Source organism: Sphingobacterium arenae (assembly GCF_014692505.1).
Taxonomy (GTDB): Bacteria; Bacteroidota; Bacteroidia; order Sphingobacteriales; family Sphingobacteriaceae; genus Sphingobacterium; species Sphingobacterium arenae.
On sequence record NZ_JACNYK010000002.1, the window covers coordinates 705,537 to 726,888 of the forward strand.

The following is a 21,352-nucleotide window of genomic DNA, read 5'->3' on the forward strand; positions in this document are numbered from 1 at the left end:
TTTTCAATACGTTATAATGTCGCTTTTAATCCAACTACAAACGTTCGGGAGCGAGGATAGGGGGCATAATCGAAGCCTGGTGTCAATACGGAATTGCGAACCGAAACTTCTGGATCCATGCCTGAATAATTTGTCCAGGTCCAAAGGTTCTGTGCGGTAAGGTCTATCGATAACTTCTTTAGGGCAACCTTAGAGGTCAAAGCCGAAGGAAGTGTGTAAGAGAGCGCAACTGTTTTTAGTCGTAAAAACGAGCCGTCTTCGATGACTCTCGAAGAATATGTCCCGACCGGAGCATTACCTCCTGCCCTAGGTATCGTGTTACTAGGATTCTCAGGCGTCCATCGATCGATTACGCTAGCAAATTGATTTAGGTTAGCTCTTGGTCGTTCACCCTCAAAGATAATACGGTTTGCATTGTATACATCATTACCATACGACCATTGGAAAAATACATGCAGCTGAAAGGCATCGTACGAAAAGTTATTCGCAAAACCGCCGATATGTAAAGGGATAGGTTTTCCCAAAATCGTTTGATCGTATGCATTTACAGTTCCGTCACCATTTACGTCTTTATATCGGATATCTCCTGGTTTAATTAAACTACGGGCATTACCGTTATCGGCGACGTCACCTTTTAATACGTATGATCCATTTGCTAATTTATCAAAATCTTCCAACTGATATATACCATCGAATACAAACCCATAAAACATCGCAGCGGGACTTCCTAAACGAGCCATATATAAAGGCACTTGCGCATAAGCGTATTCCCAAGGAAGTGCTGTTAGACGATTGTCTTCATTTTCTGCTAGTTCTAGAATTTTATTACGGTTAAAGGCAATATTAAAACTGCTTTCCCATTTAAATTTTGGGGTATTAATGTTTACGGAGCTGATTGTTAATTCTAATCCTTCATTTCTCACGGAACCAATATTGCTATAAACAGCTGCGTATCCGGTAGTATATGGCACGCTGGCGTTTAACAACAAATCTCGTGTCGTCTTTCGATAGAGATCAGCAGTAAAATCAACGCGCCCATTGAACAACGAAAGATCCATTCCCATATCTATTTGCTGCGTTGTTTCCCACTTTAATTTTGCATTTCCCAGATTATTTGGTGTAATGATCGGTTGAGGAGTACCATTGTTAAACGAGTAGCCATCATAGGTATTCATTGTAAAGCTGGGAAGGTATACAAAATCACCCACGCGGTTATTACCTGTAGTACCGAAACTGGCCCGGATCTTGGCATTGGTAATAAACGAGAGGTTCTGCATAAATTTTTCCCGACTCACAGTCCAGGCCAACGCTGCCGAGGGAAAATATCCCCATCGATTGTAAGAGGGAAATTTAGAGCTCCCATCGGCACGGAAGCTAACCGTTGCATAGTACTTTGATTGATAGTGGTAGTTAACTCTTCCCAAAACAGACCCTAACGTTGATGTGCTTTTTAACGACGTATTACTGTAAGGAATACCTTCGTCCAGTCCGCTAATGCCTAATTCTTCATTGGGTACATTCATAGCGGCAAAACCATACCGCCCGAAGTTATTCCCTTGCATTGTAATTCCCCCAAGGGCTTCTATTCGATGGTCTTTTTTGAATTGCTTACGGTAGGTTAATGTATTTTCATTCAACCAAGTGCTGACTTCCTGATGTTCAACACTGCCGTTGACTCCCCTTGTATTGTTGGGATTTCGATTGCTTCCTCGGGAAGTCAATGAGTTGTAAAATCTGTCTGTACGACGTACCTGCCCTTTGTATGATCCGGTCACTTTTAAGGTCAACTCTGGTAAAATTTTGTAACTAACAAAAGAGTTAAGCAATAAATCGTTGCGTTTAGATGCCATTAAGGTATTATTGGCGTTAATAATAGGATTGATACGGAGATCGGCTCCAGAGAAATCTTCAGGGTCTAAAAACTCGTCTTCTAAATCAATGTTATTTCCGGTAATTGGCCTATATCCCCACACACCATAAAATAGATTGCTGGTGGCTGATCCAGACTCTCCAATAGCAACTGGTTGACCATGCGTACCAACACTGCTATAATTGATATTTAACCCAGCGGTCAATTTCTCATTTACAATCTGTTCAACAGATGCACGGACCTGAGCACGTTCATATCCGGAATTAATAATAACACCTTTTTGATCGTATAAAGACCCCGACAATGAATATCTTGTTTGTGCATCTCTACCTCCACCCCCACGTAGTGCGATATTGTGGATTTGAATAGGAGCCGTACGGGTCACTTTATCCTGCCAATCATATCCCGTTACTAAACGGTAGGACTCCAGATCTCGTCCGTTTACAAAATAGCGTTCTTCTGTTAGTGTAGGATTGAACTCATAATGGTACTTGACAAATTCATAGGGGTTCAACAGATCCATTTTTTTTGTAACCTGCTGTGAGCCGTATGAACCATTGTACGTAATAACAGGATTGCCTATCTGTCCTTTCTTCGTTTCTACAACGACCACACCATTTGCTCCTCGAGCTCCATATATCGCCGTCGCAGATGCATCTTTGAGCACATTAATAGAAGCAATATCATCGGGATTTAAAATGGCGTCTTCTGCTTCGACAGGAAAACCATCTATAACATATAACGGGGAATTATCTTGCGTAAGAGAGTTACCTCCACGCACAACAATGTTCATAGCTTCTCCGGGCTGACCATCGTTTGAAGACACTTGAACCCCAGCTACCCGACCTGCTAGTGCTTCTGTAAACGAGGCAACGGGAGCTTTAACGATATCGTCCATTCGAACCTGCCCCACGGATCCCGTCAGGTCCTTTTTTAAGACTTCTCCATATCCCACCACCACGATCTCTTCCATAAGAGAAGCTTCTTCTACTAAGGCTACTTCAAGCTCCTTCTTTCCCCTTAATGGTATCTCTTTTCTTACATATCCAATCCGAGATAAAATAATTGTCGCATCTTCTTGAACGTCTGTTAGGACAAATCTCCCCTGTTTGTCTGTAGTCGTTACAAACGAAGTACCTTTTACGGTGACGTTTACCCCTTCTAATGGCGTGTTATTGTCGTCCGATACAATTCTTCCTTTAACCGAATATTGTATTGTATTTGAAACCTCATATACGCTAGCCGACAGCGATAAAGGATAAATAAGCGGTATCGATATACATATTAGTATTAACGAAGACCATAATTTTGGTTTTATTTTCATGTTATTGAAGGTATAATTATGTTAGCATTCATTCCCTACGCCATAGCATCTTATCTCATAGATTTGGGCAGACGGATCACCGTTTGTTGCTGTAACGTTAACTCTCAAACGATTTGTACGAATAGCGTTTGCTAATTGGTGGCTTCTGCGACGTTGATAATTATCTACAATCTGAAGGAATAACTGCCATTTTCCGTCAATGAAGGCCTCAATAGCGTAATCCTTTGGACATTGCGGATCACGATAAAACGGACTATACGCGTGAAGTTCACGAATAAGATGACCGGGAAACGTTAGTTCTATGGTCTCGATCTCGACCTCTTGATCCCAGGATAAAGTTATCCATTGCGGTAGCCCCTGTGTGGATTCTGATTTCCAAAGATTCGTAAAGCCTGCAGGACGTGTAACTCCATTTGTGATATTTTGGGCGGGATAACAAGGTTGCCCAGGCGTAATTTTATAGCTTAAGGTATGTCCACTCCCAAATCTTCTCATTTTGTTTTCTCCGATCTGATAGGACGCCATATGACCGGTGATGATTTTCCCTGCAATGGGCCAGCTAACCTGGGGATTAGGCAATACATCTAAACGCATGAACGTTCCAACGTTTAAACCATGAAGATTGGTGGGGATATCTACCCATTGCTGCTCTCCTATCGGAACATCTACTCTTGTCTTCAATATTACAGGCAATTCTTCTATTCGATAATCCCAAATATCTCTTACGCCTAACAATTCGATATCAAGCTGTTGAATAGATGCTGTATGGTTACTCAAACACAGGGTAATTGTATCGATCTGATCTGCACCGACGGCTATAAGCTGCCCTCTACGAGTTTTCAGTTCAATATCTGTATATTGGGGTTGATCTTTCCAAATAGACAGCCCTTGATGAAAGCCTAGATCATTTGGACCTGCTCCGTATTCTAATGCATCACTACTAGAGGTAACACGAGCCTGTAATGCCAAGTCTTCTGGATCTTCATTTTTGCTATTTAACAAAAAGCATCCATCTCGGAGCAGCTGTTGCTGAATCGTGTGGACAACATTTTGCGATAAATTAGAAATGAGGATATTTTGACGCAAGGCGATTGCGGCAGCTGTTCCTACGGCTTGCCCAAGTAAAGCGGTTGTTCCCATTACTCTTACTGTGCCTAATGCGGCGTGAGTGACACTTACATTACGTCCAGCCATCATCAGATTATCGACGTCTTTTGCAATTAAACAGCGTAAGGGAACACCATATGGGCCTGCATAACTCTTAACTGCATATTCTGTAAACGTATTATAGTCTTCTCCGCTAGCCGGTTCGCTATGCTGTGCGAGTAGGCCCCCTGGTGTGTGCAAATCAATAAACCATCCTCCAAATCCGACTTCGTCCTCGAATACAGTACACTGTTGCGGATCGTGTTCAGTCATTAAATATTGTCCCATAATTCGACGACTTTCTCTTTTACCTGGAACTTGACCTATCCAATCTAATGCATAATTTTTAGTCAATTCTTTCATTTTTGGATCTTTATTCTTCATCCAATCCCATACGCCGAGAGCATGACGAGTCAGTTCATGCCTAATCTCTTCGTTTTCATGAATGGTATGAAAAGGCACTCCAATTTCTAACCACCAATATCCGCCGCGCTCTTCTTTGGGAGGCCGTCCGTTCTCGTAGAAAAAACTAGCATCTTCATAATGAATGGCCCATTCGGGGACTTCAAAGGGAACGGGGTAATCTAAACGTTTCGTCTTAAAATGAATAGAGCTCCCCATAACGTCTCCACTGGGAATCTCCGGGGCATGCGGCTCATTAAATTCATCTCTACCCTCGCTACCCATTCGCGACTCACAACCGGCACTGTGCGCTACTATGCCATCCCCGGTACAATCCACAAAAATTTCTCCCGCTATTTGTAATTCGATTTCGGCATTCTGTACAGTCGCTTCAACCGCCTTGATATTTCGTTCATTATGCATGATTACTTTTTGAAAATCCGTATTTAAATAAAGTGTAAGATTTTCAGTTTGCTGAACCAGATCATATTGCACCACATCCCAAATCGAATTCGTCCACCCGTTCTCAAAAATCTCTTCGTGATTCTGCGCTCGCTCTTGAATCAATAATTCAGAAATTATACCTGTTTCACGAGCGTAAGCGTGGAAAGCAGCTGCACCGTGAGGCGTTACCCTTATTTCTGAAGAACTGTTTCCTCCTAATACCGGTCGATTGTGAACGAGACAAGTGCTTTTACCATTTCTTGCTGATGCAACCGCAGCGCACAGGCCAGCGAGGCCTCCACCAACGACTACAACATCATAAGATACATTTTTAACCATATTTCAACATTCTATTTATTAATTTTCTTAAACTTCTTCAGACACCATAATATGATTATACATACTGTCATGAGAACTACCGCAAATGCCGCAATCATAATCTGCTGATCGTCCACTGCAATAGATAAGACAAACATGATAAGTGCGAGGCAACCGATACTGTACGCCAATAATCTTGCAGGGTATTCTGCAATTGCTATTGGAGTGTCTGTAACTGTATAATCGATTGATTTTGATTGCACCTCAATAAATCCCCGAGCAGTATTTTTCGCGAATAGTTCAAAAAACGACAGGGTTAATAATGGGACAGCTATGCCTACGCTGGCCTCTAAAACCAAGGAATTCTCTAGCAACCAATCTATAAACGAATTTCCCGAGTTTTCTTTAATGAAAATTTTCACTAATGCAGCCGCTAAAAAACTTAATCCAGTAGTAATCCATACGGCTTGCTGCGTCGTTTTCTTAAAAAGGAGTCCCCATAAAGTTGGTAAAACCATAGGCACCACGAGCAAAGAGGTAATGGTGAGGATTACATTTTCGGCACCACCGACATAGGGTATGGCTACCGCTCCGCAAATAATTATCGCTCCTATGAGAAATGTACTAATTCGACCCACCATCACCAGTTCTATGTCGCTTGCGCTAGGCCTTACCAAAGCCTTGTACCAATCATTCGTTATCGCACCTGCGTACACGTTTATCTCACCATCGATATAACTAGCTGCAGCTGAAAACATCGATGCCAAAAGTAGCCCCATCATCCCAGCAGGTAATACCGCCGCACAGGCTAAAAAATAGGCTTGCTCTGGATTCGCGGTGGGATCAACAATACGATATATCATCGCTGGCAACATCCATATTACGGGACTCGCCAGATACAGGATTCCTAGAAGATATGCAGACTTTTTTGCGTCCTTGGGTCCTTTTACGGCAAGGAACCGCTGCACAAACACCCATTCACCTCCTAATTTAAATGTATGGACGACTATCCAGCCCAAAAGAAACCAATGGGTAAACTTGCCACTAGCTATTTGTAAAAAGCCATCTGGCACCTGATCAAGAAAACTTCCTATTCCGCCAATAGAAGCAAAGCTAAGGGGAACAACGAATAATACGGTTACGGTAAGTATAACAAACTGAACGGCGTCGATGATTAATACGGCCCAAAGCCCCCCACTCACGGTATAGACTAACATCAATAGCCCTGATATAATACAGGCATAGGTTATGGAAAGATTACCTGTACTCTCGTCTCGAAGAAGATTCCCTTCTCCTAAAGGTACGAGACTGCAAAATAATATTGCAAAAGCATATAAAGCTACACTCATGGACACGAGCTTAAGGCACATCCCTATCCATGTGTAGAATTGCACCACAGATCTACCGAAGCGAATATTTATATATTCTCCTATGGTGGTTACCCCTAATTTCGCCCAACGTCCTGCTAATGTTTTTCCGACGATGAAAGAGCTGATACCTAAGCACATCAAAATACTAATCGCAACCGCTCCATGTTTGAATGCGATACCTCCCCATACAACAAAGGTTCCTGCCGAAAAAGCACTCATAAATGAAGAAATACCAGATAACCACCATGGGGATTGTTTACTTACGGCAAACATGTCGGCAGCGCTTTTATTCCATCGACTTAAGATTAAACCAATGGCTAACATTCCGACGGAATATATCATCAATATAATGTAATCGTACAGTGTCATATTGTATATATAATATTGCTTTTAAAAATAGATTCAATTAATAAACAGGAATATAATCTTCGACTAAGATATCTAATAATTAAGCTATTATACAACATAAAAAACCTTGAAAAATCATTTTTTCTATCGAAATCGTTTGCGGAAACGTTTGCGATATATATCTATAAAAGTATTATTTTACTATTTTTGTGAATGTAAAATCCAAACCGTATATAAACAATAATTAGAAGAGCAATATGCCTAGAGTAAAATGTCCAAAATGCAATAGAGATGAGACCGTATTAAGATCTGGTTTTGTCCGAGGTTTACAACGCTATGTATGCAAGTTTTGTAATTTTCACTTTACACTCGTCAAGAAAAGGCAAAAAAACAACGCCTCTGCCTTTCGAAAACACCAAACGACTATTCTAGATATCGCAAAAGCAGTCGGTATGTCTGCTTCAACGGTGTCTCGGGCATTGACGAATCACGGTGATATCAGTGAGGCCACAAAGAGTTTAATTAAGCAAGTTTCTATCGAAATGGATTATCAACCTAATCCACTCGCACGCAGCCTGTACAGTCGAGAGACGCAAACCATTGGAATTATAATACCGGATCTGGAGAATCCCTTTTTCGCAAAAGTACTCAGTGGTATCCAACATGCTGCGTCGACAGCCGGTTATAAAGTGATGATTTGCCAATCCAATGAATCACACAAAACAGAGGTTGCTAATTTGCAAACAATGATGCAAAATTGGCTCGATGGAATATTGGTGTGCCACACCAAAGAGACAAAATCTTTTGAACACATAAAATTACAACTTAACAAGGGAATCCCTATCATCCATTTTGATCGCATATGTGAGGAAATCGACACGTCGAGAGTACTACTCGACAATGAAAATGGAGCAGAACAAATTACAGACCATCTCATCGATCAAGGATGCCTTAATATTGCGGTGCTTGCAGGACCGAAACACTTATATATCACAAAAAAACGTCTGGAGGGCTATTTTAAATCACTTCAAAAAAATAATATTCCGACTACTCCCTCACTCATTGCTTACACTGACTTCACTAAAGTTTCCATTTTGCAAACGGTAGATCTCTGGCTTTCGTCAGAAAATCCTCCTGACGCTATTTTTTGCATCTCAGACAACAGTGCGATTATTACAATGATGTATCTAAAAAAGAAAAATATTAAGGTTCCGCAAGAGATTTGTGTGGCTGGTTTTGGAAACGATTATACCGGAGAAATAATCGAACCGGCACTCACTTCTTACGACCCGTATGCATTTAAAATAGGTCAAACGGCAGTGGAGTTGTTCTTTGATCAAGTCATTTCGGGCGACAGAGCCGCAACAAAAACGAAAACGGTGATAGGCAAACTTTTAATTCGGGATTCTTCTTTAAGAAAAAAATAGCATCATGACGGACGTGAAAATATCAGCATTTGGCAGTATTCGTGATCAAAAAATAAATCTATATACACTTTTTAATAGGCACGGACATGCGGTTTCTATTACGAATTATGGGGCAACGATTACGAGCTGGCACGTACCGGACCGATACGGAAAATGGTCTTCTATCGTCATCGGATTCGATAACATAACTGACTATTTAAATTGCACATTCTATCCTGGAGCAACAATCGGTCGATATTCCAACTTTATAGCCGATGCGAAATTTTCGTTAGATGGCCAAAATTATAGCTTGAGTAAAAATCATGAGAACCACCATCTACACGGCGGTAACTGTGGATTTGATAAAAAAATATGGAAACTAGAGCAGCTAGATCGCGCTACGGCTTCTATTACCTTTTATCATCTAAGTCCCGATGGGGACGAGGGGTATCCTGGTAATGTGAAAGTTTGGGTAACATATAGTTTGGGCGATGACAACTCATTATCAATTAAATATAGGGCACAAACGGATAAGCCTACCGTATTGAGTTTAACGAACCACACTTATTTTAATTTAGTTGCTAATAAAGACGCAATGCTTGAGCATTCCTTGACGGTTTTAGCAAATACATACACGCCAACAGATAGGAAAATCCCAACTGGCGAGCTATCTGATGTCCACAATACTCCTTACGATTTTAGAGAACACCGACCTATAAAAGCTCTTATCGATAAGGTCGAAGTTTATAATGTTAACTACGTAATACAGAAAAATTTGTCAGAAAAGTTAGCTTTAGCAGCAACTCTCTCTCATCATTCCAGTGGAAGAACATTGAAGGCCTACACAACTATGCCTGGGTTACAGCTTTACGTCAACAATGGCGGAATATGCCTAGAAACACAACACTTTCCTAATGCACCTAACCATACGTGCTTTCCTTCTCCTATCCTACTTCCGGGTCAAGAATATCAACATATTACAAGGTACGTCGTTTCCTAATCCGGAGGCATGACTTAATTACTGCTCGGCACTTTGGAGGTGGATTACCACTTCCCTACTTTGACGATCCATAAGATGACTAAGTTGTCCCTTATTCCGAATCCGCAGTACAATCACGGTTGCGACAGCTGGCTTTTGAAACACCCATCACCTTGAAATCTAGAAGTTCTTCTTCGCGCAGAACTATAGGTTTGTAACACGAATCGGTAGACTTTCGCAGAAACGGGTATAACGAAGATCCCGTGCGACCTATCGCAGATGGATAGTTTGGCACATTTTGATCTATCTAGAAACGATTTGATTACGTTTCCAGAGAAGATCAAAACAATTCCTAGTCTAAAATGGCTTTCGTTGTAGAATAATAAACTAGCAGACATCACCTTCATTGACGAGCGCTTGCAAAAGCTGGAAACATTATATTTATATAGCAATGTTATCAAAAGTTTGACTCGGGAAACAAAGTTTCTGGGAAACGTCAGGGAGTTACTGATCTTTGACAACGAGATTGACAGTATTCCTGATAATATAGCTGATTTAAAAAATCTTGAAAAGTTGGAGATATGGAATAATCCTATTACATATATCTCACCTAAAATAGCGACGTTGACCCACTTAAGGAGTTTGCGATTGGACGACGATTTTTTGACTGAACATGATAAAGAAAATTTGAGAAAATGGTTGCCAAATTGTTCTATTTTCTTTCAAACAAGAGGTGAAAAAATACTGTCGGTTGATACTATTGCGGTAAATTAATGGAGCGCTGTTCCTTAATTGTTAAATGATAAACCCCACTAGAAATAATAAGGGAGATAGCAGCGTTAAAAGAACAATGGTTGAGTCAGTTGTCGCAAAATTTGCGACAACTGAACTAATTGGGTTTAATTCTTCTTATTTCATTTTCTTAAAATACGCATATAGCAAGTCAATATTGTTAGAGCAAAGAATGGGAATCGCATCAAACAGATATCTTTCATCCCATTCCCACCACTTCATTTCCAAGAGCTTTTTGATCTCATCTTCTTCAAACCTCTTTTTTATGGGTTTCGAAGGGTTTCCACCAATGATGGTGTACGGCTCAACATCTTTGGTTACTAAAGACCGACTGCCGATGACAGCTCCATCACCAATTATTACTCCTGGCATAATCATAGCCTCGCTTCCTATCCACACATCGTTGCCTATAATTGTATTTCTGGCTCCTGAATATCCATCGAGGGCTCCTTTAAATGTTTCAACTTCTGTCATCATATAGAAAAAAGGAAAACTTGAAATCCAATCGTGCCGATGCCCTTGATTACCCGCCATGATAAAACTGGTACCACTTCCGATAGAACAGTACGATCCGATAATAAGTTTGTCAACATTATCCCTATCCGGAAATAAATAGCGTGCACAATCGTCAAACGAGTGCCCATGATAATATCCTGAATAGTAAGAATATTTACCGGCGATAATATTGGGATTTGTGATATGGTCTTTGATTATTTTGCCCTTGAAAGGACTTTCGAAAAAATTACTCATTTTAGCGTGTTTAAAAATTAACAAATAAAAATTCAGAACAGGGGTTACTGTTCGTTAAAGAGTATTTGTTATGTGCTAGTCTGAGAGCTTCATGGCACAAATATAATTTAATTTACCATTACTTTACTTTGCTAATTGCAATAACTTAATGGTATTACCCAACTGCCCTAAATGATAAAGGTCATGGTGGATAAACCGCTACAAGGGATATTAAGTAAATTAGCTACATTTGGGGCTATACCTGCAATTTTCAACAAATGACCGAGAGAAAGGATATAAAGACAAGGGAGCTCCTCCGATCTGAGGATATCCCATATGACCTATTGTTACTCGCGGATGAGACGATCGCTGCAATCGATAAATACATCCACGACGGCGATAGTTATGTCGTGGAGACGGAAAATAGCATTATTGGGATATATGTGCTCTATTCCCTCAGTCACGACACGATTGAGTTGAAAAACATCGCTGTGGAAGACACACACCAAAGCCAAGGCATCGGAAAATTTATGCTGGCTGATGCAGAAAATCGGGCAAAAGACATGGGATTCCAGGAAATCATAGTAGGTACACCTGATATCGCAGCAAAGCAGATCAAATTTTATCAAAAAGCGGGCTTTGAGCGCTTCGCAATCAGGAAAGATTTTTTTATCGTTAACTATGCCCAACCAATATACGAGCACGGTGTGCAGCTAAAGGATATGGTGATGCTACGAAAAAGAATCGGGGATTAGCTTTGGCTCGATATGATGATTTAAAATTTGAACGTGAGCTCAAACTTATTAGCGGCATTTAGTTTTCACTTCATAACTGTCTTGTCTTCACAAAAAAATAAGACCATGTTAATCAATTAATTATCAAAAAGAACCAAAGTTGGGACGGAAACGAATGCTATTCCAGTCCACTTCAATATCGAGTTCTGTCTTGGTGTCATACAGAACTAAAGTAATAAAAAAGGACTATAACGAGAATAATCCACAAATAATAAAGTATCAAACTTACCCACTTATCAAATACCGCATCAAAATACGGCGCACATCCTTATTATCGGCTCTATAGGCGATGTGCTTTAGAAGCTGGTCTCCGGGTGTTTCCCGCGCACAGAAGCCAAACCCTCTGTAGATACCGCGCTCGATATAGACCAGCCCCTTTTCTGCGGAACTTCTGCCTTCTACCTCAAATAGTTTGGTAAACCCTTCGAAACGATGGGCGTGCAAGAAGGTATCGACACGCTGGTTATAGCTTTCGGGAGATTCCTGATCAATGCAGGCACCATAGCAGCTCTTGATCTGGTAATGAAAACAGGCAGACCGTGTTTTGTACAGCCCGTTTATTTTCGGACAGAGCTTATATTTTTCCGTGAGCCGATAAAGGGTGTTTTTCGCCTCCGTCATCCCGGCAAAGGTGATGACCTCGTCTCCCCGCTCCTGGTTATTCGCAATGCGCAGTGCCTTATAGCCATTTTCATGCTGTATATATAATCCAAAGGGATCCATAGTACGCCGCTGTGAACAGTTATAAAGCGGCTGGTGGCGTTTGATAAGGTCGGACTCATACAACAGGGCGATGAGTTCGCTTCCCATCGGCTCGTAGGCGATACGCGTCACTGTGCGTTGTATTTTGCGCGATTTATTGTCTTTGCCTTGAAAATGTTGCTGCACACGCTTACGGATGTGTATGCTCTTGCCGATGTAGACGAGATCGTCGTGTTGGGTGTAGAAGAAATAGACACCCGGCAGGCCGGGCAGTCTTTCGATCATAGCTTGCAATGCTGCTGTCATTCGTTAAATCTGCTGCGTATCATGTTCAGACGTTAATAACACTTTGTTCAGAATCTGAACAACAAAAATACTAATTTTTTTAGTTTTTAGAAATGTTAGTTATATTTGGGGCTTATAAATTATAATACCAAATGAAGTTATAGGAGTACGAATCTTTAAGGTCACAAATTGTGACCTTAAAGAAAAGAGGAAATCATAGCAAGTATCTCCCTAATGTATTCACTGAACAAGGTGTTGCGATGTTATCAAGTGTATTAAGAAGTCCCCAAGCCATCCAAGTAAATATCCAAATCATGCGTGTATTTACTCGGATAAGACAAATTGTCGCAGACTCTACCACGCATGGACGTACGATTAGCTGACCGTCATTTTGGTATGTCGAAAATTCCGAACAATCGCTGGGAAACTGAATTTTGGCATTTCGGAACTACAATACAATTTATTTGTCAATTTTTTGTGTGTCTGTTTTATAAACATTGGGGTCGAATAGCTCCATATATAATTCTGGTTTTGGCAGTTTACTAAAGCCATACTTCTCATAGAGCCAATCTGCTGTGGATGTCAATAAAATCCACCGTCTTAATCCTTGTAAATTTGGATGTTTAATTACAGCGTCCATTAGTTTTTTTGAAAGTCCTTGTCCTCGATAAATATCCAAAACATAAATGTCTCCCAAGTAAGCAATAGTTGAATAATCCGATATGATTCTTGCAAACCCAATTTGTTTACCGTTATGAAATAGTCCGAAGTTTAAAGAATTGTCAATTGAAGTCTTTACTCTTTCATAGGGAATATTGTCACTCCAACCTGAATATTTTGATAGAAAGTCGTGGATTGCAACAATATCCATTTTTGATTTGTCTGTTGTAATTGTAAAGTCGTCAAAAGTGATTTCAATTATTTTCATTTCGTATTCATTTTTATTTCAGTTTTATCTATTTGGTTGGTCTTCGCCAATGACCGCTATTCCTGCGGTGGTGAATATTTTACAATGTCAATACCAACTCCGTTTGGGTCTTGTATAGCAAAATGCCTATCGCCCCACGGTTCGTTGCGAATGTCTATTTTGATTTCAATTCCTTTTTGTTTCAGTTCGTTGTAGATACTATCAACGTCGTCTACTTCAATGGTTAGATAAACTCCCTTATTTTGAAAAGGCGATTGAAAAAGCGATTGCTGACTTGGGTGGTTTGGAAGTAAAAAGCTTATTTCCGCTTCGTGATTGGGTGTGTGCAACAAAAGGTAAAATTCATTTTCAAATGTTACACCAAAACCCAATATTTTGGTGTAAAACTCTTTTGTTTCTGCTAATTTCGGTGTTACGATACCTGCGTTTAATTTCATCTTAATTTGTTTTTTAGTTGTTGAACTTGATTGAGAAAATACATTTGCAGTTAAGCAAAATGTGGTAATGATTAAAACTATCCATTTCATTGTTTTTGAATTTGATTAACGATATAAAATTCGAACAAGTGAAGTTGATAGAATAGTAAAAATCGGACAACCTTATCTGCCAAATGCCTTGCTTGGTGTAACACCGTAAAAATTTTTGAACTCTTTTATAAAATGTGATTGGTCGTAGTAGCCTGCGTCAAAGAATAATTTATTCTGCCGCAAACTTTGCTTTGAGGGCTTTGCTCTTAAAATATTTTGAAAACGAATAACTTTGCTAAATGTCTTGGCAGTGTCTCCGACATAAAACTCAAAAATTCTGCGAAGTTGTCTTTGACTGACACCTGTGTTTAAGTCTTTCTCAACATCAAGCACGCCGAAGTTTTGTAAAATAATGTCTATTGCATTGTATAATCGGTTGTCGTTATCAAATTCTATTTTTTTAATCAGTTCGAGAAAATAATTGTCAAGCAAGACTTTGATTTCTTCCGGCTTTTGTTTTTCATTAAAACTATTTGAAATAAAATTGGACAAATACGGAACAACCAATTGCAAATGTTCATATCGGTTGCTTAATTCCATTGCGTTAATTCTGAAAAGTTGCGGAAACATTGTCGGCAAAAAACGAAGACCAACATAGTTGAAAGTATTATCAAGCGGAAATTCTGTAAACTTTTTGCAGAAACCCATTACATAATTTTCCTGCGGGTTGTTGAGTTCAAAATAAATATCAATGCAACCGTCGGCTACAACACGATAATTAAATTGTTCGGATAATTCTTGTGTGGTTTTGAGTTGCCAATAGCAATAAAGGAATGGTTGAAGTTTGATGTCGGGCAGAAATTCAGTGTATATTACATTATCAGCCGATTGGCTGACAGTCGGTTGAACAGGTTTGTATAGGCTTCTTATTTCTGGCGTAAAGTTCACTATTAATCGTTAGCGCGTTATTGGTTTAAAATGCCTTATAATTCATTTATCTGTTGAACAAATGTACAAAATATTTCCTGCCGTTTCGCTTTGCCTGAGCGATAGAAGCGGAAAACCCACACCAGAGTGCAATAGAGCGAGGTGTGGGCCTAGAGGTGTGGATGATGTTATTTTGCAACTATCTTAGGTGTATTATTTATTATCTTCCAATGTCCATTTTCCCGAACGCATATTATCAATGAATGAAAGATAAGATACTCACTTTCCAACGTCGCGTGTGCAATAGCCATATTGTCTGATTGCTTTATGCTGTTGATCACCAAGCTCCTTGGGCTTCCTCCGAATCGCTTGGTACGGATGAGTTCGATATAGTCGGATTTTGAGAATATAAAAATCCCTTTTTCATCGAAAAACCCGTCCTGTATATTCTGAAAACCGGGGTGTAAGATACTTTTCAATACAGCTACATCACGATTGTCGCCAGCTTTTACAAATGCTTCGATTGCTTTTTCTGCTTGTTCCATTTTTATTTGTTTAAGATGTTCATAAATAATTCGTTTTGATGGTTTAGTTGTTGTTTGACGGATTCTTTATCATCCGTTCCGTCCAATGAATAATAATAAATCTCCCTAATGCCAATAAAGTTTAAAATCTGCTGCAGGTGCATTTCCACCAGATTAGGTATATCTGATCTGAGTTCCCCCATAGCGGATAGAATGTATGTTTTTTTATTTTGCAGCAATCCGATTGCTTTATCGTCGTCGTATCTGAAAGTTTTACCTGTGCGCAACACCAGGTCAAAATACGCTTTCAGCGAAGAGGGAATGCCAAAATTATACATGGGCAATGTGATAAGGATTTCATCACACCCGAATAGTTCTGCTATCAACTGGTCAGACAATTTTAGGTGGTCTGAAGTATCCCCGGCGGTATAAAATTTCTCAAGTACGTCTTGCTCAAGATGGGGAATGTGGGAAGTGCCGACTTCCCGTATGCGGATGCTCCCACCCGGATTATGTTCTTTCCATGCCCGTACAAAATTGTCTCCTGCATTGCGCGAATAAGAGTTTTTTAAACGTAAGCTGCTGTCAATTCTCAATAATGTCTTCATCTTTTTTTACTCTTTCTAAGGAAGACAGTTTGCGTATTAAATATGTGACAGCTTGGTAATATTTTTTAACTTATCCGGGTCTACAATGGAATATATTCCCTGTATTAATCCATCTGTGCTTAATTGGAGAATATGACAGTTATGAAGCTTTTCATTCTCCCAAAAACAAACAGCAGGTTGATGATTGAAAAATTGAAAGGTAAATGTTTTTCCCATCAGAAAATGTTGCTGTACATAAACCAATAAAGTGGCTGTAGCTGTTTTTCCTATGTCCGAACCGCTCACTACCTGTACTTTGGTGCCCCCGTCAGCACTTAGTTTTATATCGCTTACCAATAAGTCTTCCAATTCCCCGATGTCAGCATGAGCCAATGCTTTCTGGTACCTGCTTACAGTCTCAAATGAAGTACCCGAGTGGGGATTATAATTTGTGTATTTACTGTCTTTTAATTGCTTGTTGGCCCTGCTTAATAGCTGACGCGAATTTTCTGTGCTTATTTCAAGCAGTTCGGCTATCTCTGCATGTGAATAATTGAAGCCCTCTTTCAATATGAAAGCCGCTCTCTCTTTTGCGTTCAGATGCTCGAACAGAACAAGCATGGTATAGCTTGCAGTTTCGTCTCTAAGAAGTTTTGTATCAGCACTTTCAAACGAAACAGGTTCAGGAAGCCATTCGCCGAAAACTTCTTTTTTACTTTGGCGGGTTTTGAAATTTATGGCATGATTAATCGTGCTTTTAATCAAAAAGTTTGATTCGTGGCGGATACTTGATTTATCTAATGTAATGTATTTTTCAAGTACATCCTGTACCAAATCTCTGGCATCTTCGTATGAACCAACGATGTTATAGGCATAGGTCAGGAGTTTATTATAGTGCTTCTGCATTGGTTTTGAATTCTTTGGTTAAATAGCCATGCCGCTTCCACCAACTACTTTTATACCTTCAGGAAACTCTTTCCAAAAACGGATATATCTATATTTAGCTTCAAAAGGCTCATTATTATAATCTCCTTTTAACTTCATCTGCAATGTAATGATTGCCAAATCCGCTATGATGTTCAGTTCTTCTACTTTGGGAGTAAGTTCTTTTACTTTTAAATTTCCCTCACGATAGGTTTGCAAATCCATTTCCTTAGTTATTGTCTGACCGCTGGGAACTACAAAAAGCAAATCAGCATGCAATAGGTTGTCGAGTACTTCCGTATCACTATTTTTGATGGCTTCGTAAAGCGTGTTTTCGAGATTTAAAATTTCATCCTTTGTTATCATTTCGTAGTCATTCCCGTATTTATTGTTTCCAGTTCAGGTTGCCGTTTTTGTCAAACATTTCGATAGACGGATTGCCCAGACTATCAACCTTTAGAACAATCCTCGGTATTTCGTTGTTATCCTTCATTACCAGAGCCGCATTCCCGTTTTCCGTAAGCAGGTTAATACGATTAATATTATGGCCCGGCTTACCGGACAGGTCTTTGTCGTTTATTAATAGGCCGGCCCTGAAATAATTGTCGTGTTTATTGTCTTGTGCCAAGATGCCGACAGCATCCGCGTTTTGGTAATCGAACGCTAATGCATTTAAGTTAGTTTCCGCATTATCGGTAATGGCAAGTCCCCCTCTTTCATCCCCGTTTTTATCATAGAATATAAGACCTGCTGGTGCGTAAGCCCTTTTATACGTTTTCCCATCAATAATGGGTTGCGGAATATAGTCTGTGTTTGCAATAACGATACGATTTTTCCCCGAACGGTCATTGATATCTATTCTTTCTGCTGTTAAGTTTTGCTTCTCGTTTAACAAAAAGTACACTAAGCACGACATTAAAACAAAATTGGAAAGAATGAGTGTTGTTAAGAATACTTTTAGTGGTCTTGAAATTGTTTGCATAATGAATTATATTTATTGATTATTACCGGATACACTACTAATTTTTTTGGGTAGGTAGTAATAGCTTTCTTGTTCATAACACTATTTTTTGAGTTTATCCAAAGTCCTTTGATAAAAATTCAATGTATTGTATCTGCTCGTGTTTTAGTTTTTGTAAATTCATATCTGTCTATGTTTTAATTATTTCTTAAACTTAAAATTACTGTTTATTTTTTGTTACATTATTTCTCCCAATCTACCGCTTCATCAGCCACGGCAATGGCTTCTATTTCGATGAGTGCATCGGGAGAGAATAGTGCGGATACTTCTAATATAGTATCCGCAGGATAAGGACGTGAAAAATATTTTCCACGCAGTGCTACTATTTTTTCAAAGTTACCCATATCGCGAAGCATAATGGTTACCTTCACCACATTTTTTAAACTTGAACCCCCAGCTTTCAAGACTTTGTCCAAATTTTCAAAAGCTTTTTGGGCCTGGGCATCAAAATCGCCGATACCAAGTAGTTTGCCATCATCGCCAATAGCCGTTTGTCCCGAAATAAATAATAAGTCGCCCACCCGATGGCCTTGTGCCAGGCGAAACGGTTCGTAAGTGTCTGGTGTAATTTTGATCTGTGAAATTTTCATTATTGCATTTATTTTACTATTTTCCTGGTGCTGATTACAATCCTCTTTTCCATATTTATTTCTTTTTCGTTACTTAGCTCTTGAAAGCACCATTTTTATTGCTAAAAAAGTTAATACACTGGCCATGAACCATTTTTGCGCCTTTACGCAAAGTGGATTTTCTGTAAGAAAAGCAGCCATTTTTTGGATATCAAATTGTCCAGTGAAAATTTTCCGCTGCCCTGAATGAATAGTGCCAGGCATAAGCCAATCATCAGCAAGTGATATTCGAATCCCTCGCCCTCCTTATCGCCAAACCAGTTCATAAAAAAGCCATGCTCAAGATGTCCTGCAAATAAAATTATCCCAATAAAAAGACCTCCCATTGCAATTGCCCAAAAACGGGAGGCAAAGCCTGTTATTATAAAAATAGGTGCAAAGAACTCTATTAAAATAACTAATAACCCCACAAGCCATGGGTGTCCCATCTGTTGCAACCCCTCCAAAGTTTGGGCAAACCCAAAGCCGCCAAACCAGCCCAGCATAGCCCGCGCTCCGTGTGGAAACATAACGATACCTATTGTGAGGCGAATAATTAAACCTGTATAATCATTGTGTGTACTAAAAATTTTCTGTTTCATGATTTCGTTCATTATTTGATGATACAATTATTCAAAATACTTTTCTCCCGAAAAGTCCAAAGTTGCTGTAGTTTGTGCCAAAACATCCGTACTGGTCAAAATTTGCGGCCAGTCCAAACTGTATACCCCCGGTATCTATTCCTGCTCTTGCATATTGATAGCTCCGGCTATGTCCGTCTCGGTTCCATGTGGTCATATATTGAAATCGGGCGTATAGGTTTACAGGTTTGTTTTCGGCTCCCTGATATTCAATAAAGCCCATAAGTTCGAAGTTAGGTTCAGACCATATATCCATTCTCGGGTAAATCAGCACAGATGTTGTTTTCCCTTTATGGAAATACTGGAAAAATACAGATGGTCTTACCCGGTTGACGGGAGTGAAGATAGTACCAACTCCTGATGTCCATCTTTGGCTCATCGCGTAGGAAAGGTAAGACTGGCTCATAATTTCATTTCCACGTTTTTTATCATAAGGTATAACAACCGACGAGGTGTGAAAGAAACCGAGGGATTTTTCCGGATGGAACCTTGTGGCAAACGAATGCTGATAATAGTACCCGGCATGTCCTGCACTGATCTCAACAGGTATTTGCGCCCGGCTATACAAGTACCACATGCTGAAAAACAAGCAGGCCAACAAGTGTTTTATTATCGTTGTTTCGTTCATCGTTCCCCTCAGATTTCTTTGTTTGTGCTAAGCTGCGTCGGAAAAATGACTACAGCCAACCACTGTTTAATATATGACACACGACGTACTGAAAACGTGACAACTTATTTAGGATATTTTTCTTTCGTAGGTAATCTGTCCTATTTTTTTACCATCCCGATAGAACCATCGTATCTAAATTTCATTGTACGTTTTATGTAATACCCTACGAAGATATGGAGAAGCCTGCCTGTCAATACTGTAAGTATGACGGTAAAAAATGTAGTTTTTTCTGTTTTTGATTTAGAACCCCCAATTATGTAGGATTATCAACTGTATTTTTGAACTCTGTGGGGAGCTGACCGTCGTAGCTTCTGAATGCACGAGAAAAATGAGACGCATCTGTGTAGCCAAGCTGAAACGACACCTCTTTAACAGACATATTCCAAAAGCTCAACAGGTACTTTGCCTCTTGCATGATATGAAACTCAATCCATTTTTTTGCTGAAAGCCCGGTGTATTCAACTAATATTTCGCTCAGGTATTTTGGTGATATATGCAACTGTTCCGCGTAAAAGGCAACATCTTTATACTTAGAGAAATTCTTTGAAACTAATTCTCTAAACTTTACAACGGTATGTTCTTTACCGTTGAGTTCCTTTTTATTGCCCCGGTGCAGGTTCCAGAAATACTTCTGTGAAATAATCAGGATTGAATATAGTATTCCCGATATTGCTTCGGGCTGATCAGCGATTGCCCGAAGCGTTTTGAAAAGCTGTTGCATTTCCTCAAATTGCCTGTCGGTGAGTTGCATTACACTCTTTTCATCGGGGCAAAAAAATTCGAGAGAATAGAAAAATGACCTACCGAAATTATTTGCAAAAATATCATCATAAAAAAACAGCGTGTCATTTGAGGGGAAGCTGGTATTGAGCCATTGGCAGGTCATTCCGGGGCCAATCGTTATTAAGCTTCCACGTGTTAAATCATAATTGGTAGTGCCTATTCTGATGCGAGCTCCTTCACCATAATACAGACCGATAGTATAAAAGTAGTTTTTAAAAGGATGGGTGATTTTCAGGTCTTCCAGACACGCTTTTGATGCCAAATAGTAAGGCGCCATATGACCATCATTTTTTTGAGACCTTAAATATCTGAGTAAATCAACGTTATCTGGATGTTTTTGTTTCATAAGGAAGTTATAGCGTT

Annotated in this window: 20 protein-coding genes and 1 pseudogene; 4 read left to right on the forward strand and 17 right to left on the reverse strand. The window is 39.6% G+C overall.

Features of this window, described 5'->3' with window-relative positions; translation table 11 throughout:
- Window positions 1-11: 11 nt before the first annotated feature.
- From H8B17_RS09135 to H8B17_RS09145, 3 genes are read right to left on the reverse strand one after another with little or no spacing between them, the layout of a single operon-like run.
- A complete protein-coding gene (locus tag H8B17_RS09135) occupies window positions 12-3,194 on the reverse strand; it encodes a SusC/RagA family TonB-linked outer membrane protein (protein ID WP_190308881.1) in 3,183 nt (1,060 codons plus the stop codon).
- Between the two features lie 21 nt (window positions 3,195-3,215).
- The gene (locus H8B17_RS09140) at window positions 3,216-5,525 is read right to left on the reverse strand and encodes an FAD-dependent oxidoreductase (protein ID WP_190308882.1); all 2,310 of its coding nucleotides are present in this window, start codon (window positions 5,523-5,525) and stop codon (window positions 3,216-3,218) included.
- A gap of 11 nt (window positions 5,526-5,536) precedes the next feature.
- On the reverse strand, window positions 5,537-7,216 hold the full coding sequence (locus tag H8B17_RS09145; RefSeq protein ID WP_190308883.1) for a sodium:solute symporter family transporter: 1,680 nt from the start codon (window positions 7,214-7,216) through the stop codon (window positions 5,537-5,539).
- A 263-nt stretch (window positions 7,217-7,479) separates the two neighbouring features.
- On the opposite strand from H8B17_RS09145, the gene H8B17_RS09150 reads away from it, so the two are divergent.
- Together H8B17_RS09150 and H8B17_RS09155 are read left to right on the forward strand one after the other, a co-directional pair.
- Window positions 7,480-8,649, forward strand: a complete 1,170-nt coding sequence (locus H8B17_RS09150; protein WP_190308884.1) for a LacI family DNA-binding transcriptional regulator — start codon at window positions 7,480-7,482, stop codon at window positions 8,647-8,649.
- Window positions 8,650-8,653: 4 nt separating this feature from the next.
- Entirely contained in the window at window positions 8,654-9,628 is a 975-nt protein-coding gene (locus H8B17_RS09155; RefSeq protein WP_190308885.1) for an aldose epimerase family protein, read from the forward strand.
- A gap of 888 nt (window positions 9,629-10,516) precedes the next feature.
- Here the strand turns inward: H8B17_RS09155 and catB are convergent.
- Window positions 10,517-11,149: a type B chloramphenicol O-acetyltransferase gene (gene catB / locus H8B17_RS09160; protein ID WP_148919464.1), complete on the reverse strand. Its 633-nt coding sequence runs from the start codon at window positions 11,147-11,149 to the stop codon at window positions 10,517-10,519.
- Window positions 11,150-11,406: 257 nt separating this feature from the next.
- Between catB and H8B17_RS09165 the strand changes: the two genes are divergently transcribed.
- Entirely contained in the window at window positions 11,407-11,883 is a 477-nt protein-coding gene (locus H8B17_RS09165; RefSeq protein ID WP_148919463.1) for a GNAT family N-acetyltransferase, read from the forward strand.
- Window positions 11,884-12,147: 264 nt separating this feature from the next.
- Here H8B17_RS09165 and H8B17_RS09170 read toward each other — a convergent pair whose 3' ends face one another.
- Window positions 12,148-12,930 carry a GIY-YIG nuclease family protein gene (locus H8B17_RS09170; protein WP_190308886.1) on the reverse strand — a complete coding sequence of 261 codons (783 nt, stop codon included), beginning with the start codon at window positions 12,928-12,930 and terminating at the stop codon, window positions 12,148-12,150.
- Window positions 12,931-13,085: 155 nt separating this feature from the next.
- Between H8B17_RS09170 and H8B17_RS20890 the strand changes: the two are divergent.
- A pseudogene (locus H8B17_RS20890) lies at window positions 13,086-13,292 on the forward strand (ORF6N domain-containing protein); the annotation flags it as partial.
- 77 nt (window positions 13,293-13,369) lie between these two features.
- Here H8B17_RS20890 and H8B17_RS09180 read toward each other — a convergent pair.
- The 12 genes from H8B17_RS09180 to H8B17_RS09235 all read right to left on the reverse strand — a co-directional run bounded on the left by H8B17_RS09180 (window position 13,370) and on the right by H8B17_RS09235 (window position 21,335).
- Window positions 13,370-13,837, reverse strand: a complete 468-nt coding sequence (locus tag H8B17_RS09180) for a GNAT family N-acetyltransferase (protein ID WP_190308887.1) — start codon at window positions 13,835-13,837, stop codon at window positions 13,370-13,372.
- A 56-nt stretch (window positions 13,838-13,893) separates the two neighbouring features.
- Entirely contained in the window at window positions 13,894-14,364 is a 471-nt protein-coding gene (locus H8B17_RS09185) for a VOC family protein (protein ID WP_223816455.1), read from the reverse strand.
- Window positions 14,365-14,436: 72 nt separating this feature from the next.
- On the reverse strand, window positions 14,437-15,252 hold the full coding sequence (locus H8B17_RS20830) for an AraC family transcriptional regulator (RefSeq protein ID WP_190308888.1): 816 nt from the start codon (window positions 15,250-15,252) through the stop codon (window positions 14,437-14,439).
- A gap of 167 nt (window positions 15,253-15,419) precedes the next feature.
- On the reverse strand, window positions 15,420-15,776 hold the full coding sequence (locus H8B17_RS09195) for a nuclear transport factor 2 family protein (RefSeq protein WP_190308889.1): 357 nt from the start codon (window positions 15,774-15,776) through the stop codon (window positions 15,420-15,422).
- 2 nt (window positions 15,777-15,778) lie between these two features.
- Window positions 15,779-16,363 (reverse strand): FMN-dependent NADH-azoreductase, encoded by a 585-nt coding sequence (locus H8B17_RS09200; RefSeq protein ID WP_190308890.1) that lies wholly within the window; start codon window positions 16,361-16,363, stop codon window positions 15,779-15,781.
- A gap of 36 nt (window positions 16,364-16,399) precedes the next feature.
- A complete protein-coding gene (locus H8B17_RS09205) occupies window positions 16,400-17,248 on the reverse strand; it encodes a sigma-70 family RNA polymerase sigma factor (RefSeq protein ID WP_190308891.1) in 849 nt (282 codons plus the stop codon).
- Between the two features lie 18 nt (window positions 17,249-17,266).
- Window positions 17,267-17,632, reverse strand: coding sequence for a nuclear transport factor 2 family protein (locus H8B17_RS09210; RefSeq protein WP_190308892.1), 366 nt, complete (start codon window positions 17,630-17,632; stop codon window positions 17,267-17,269).
- 19 nt (window positions 17,633-17,651) lie between these two features.
- The gene (locus H8B17_RS09215) at window positions 17,652-18,248 is read right to left on the reverse strand and encodes a hypothetical protein (protein ID WP_190308893.1); all 597 of its coding nucleotides are present in this window, start codon (window positions 18,246-18,248) and stop codon (window positions 17,652-17,654) included.
- Between the two features lie 221 nt (window positions 18,249-18,469).
- Window positions 18,470-18,877, reverse strand: coding sequence for a RidA family protein (locus H8B17_RS09220; RefSeq protein ID WP_190308894.1), 408 nt, complete (start codon window positions 18,875-18,877; stop codon window positions 18,470-18,472).
- A gap of 143 nt (window positions 18,878-19,020) precedes the next feature.
- Window positions 19,021-19,497, reverse strand: coding sequence for a DoxX family protein (locus H8B17_RS09225; protein ID WP_190308895.1), 477 nt, complete (start codon window positions 19,495-19,497; stop codon window positions 19,021-19,023).
- A gap of 31 nt (window positions 19,498-19,528) precedes the next feature.
- Window positions 19,529-20,164 carry a hypothetical protein gene (locus H8B17_RS09230; protein ID WP_190308896.1) on the reverse strand — a complete coding sequence of 212 codons (636 nt, stop codon included), beginning with the start codon at window positions 20,162-20,164 and terminating at the stop codon, window positions 19,529-19,531.
- 295 nt (window positions 20,165-20,459) lie between these two features.
- Complete coding sequence (locus H8B17_RS09235) at window positions 20,460-21,335, reverse strand: helix-turn-helix domain-containing protein (protein ID WP_190308897.1); 876 nt, start codon at window positions 21,333-21,335, stop codon at window positions 20,460-20,462.
- Window positions 21,336-21,352 lie beyond the last annotated feature (17 nt).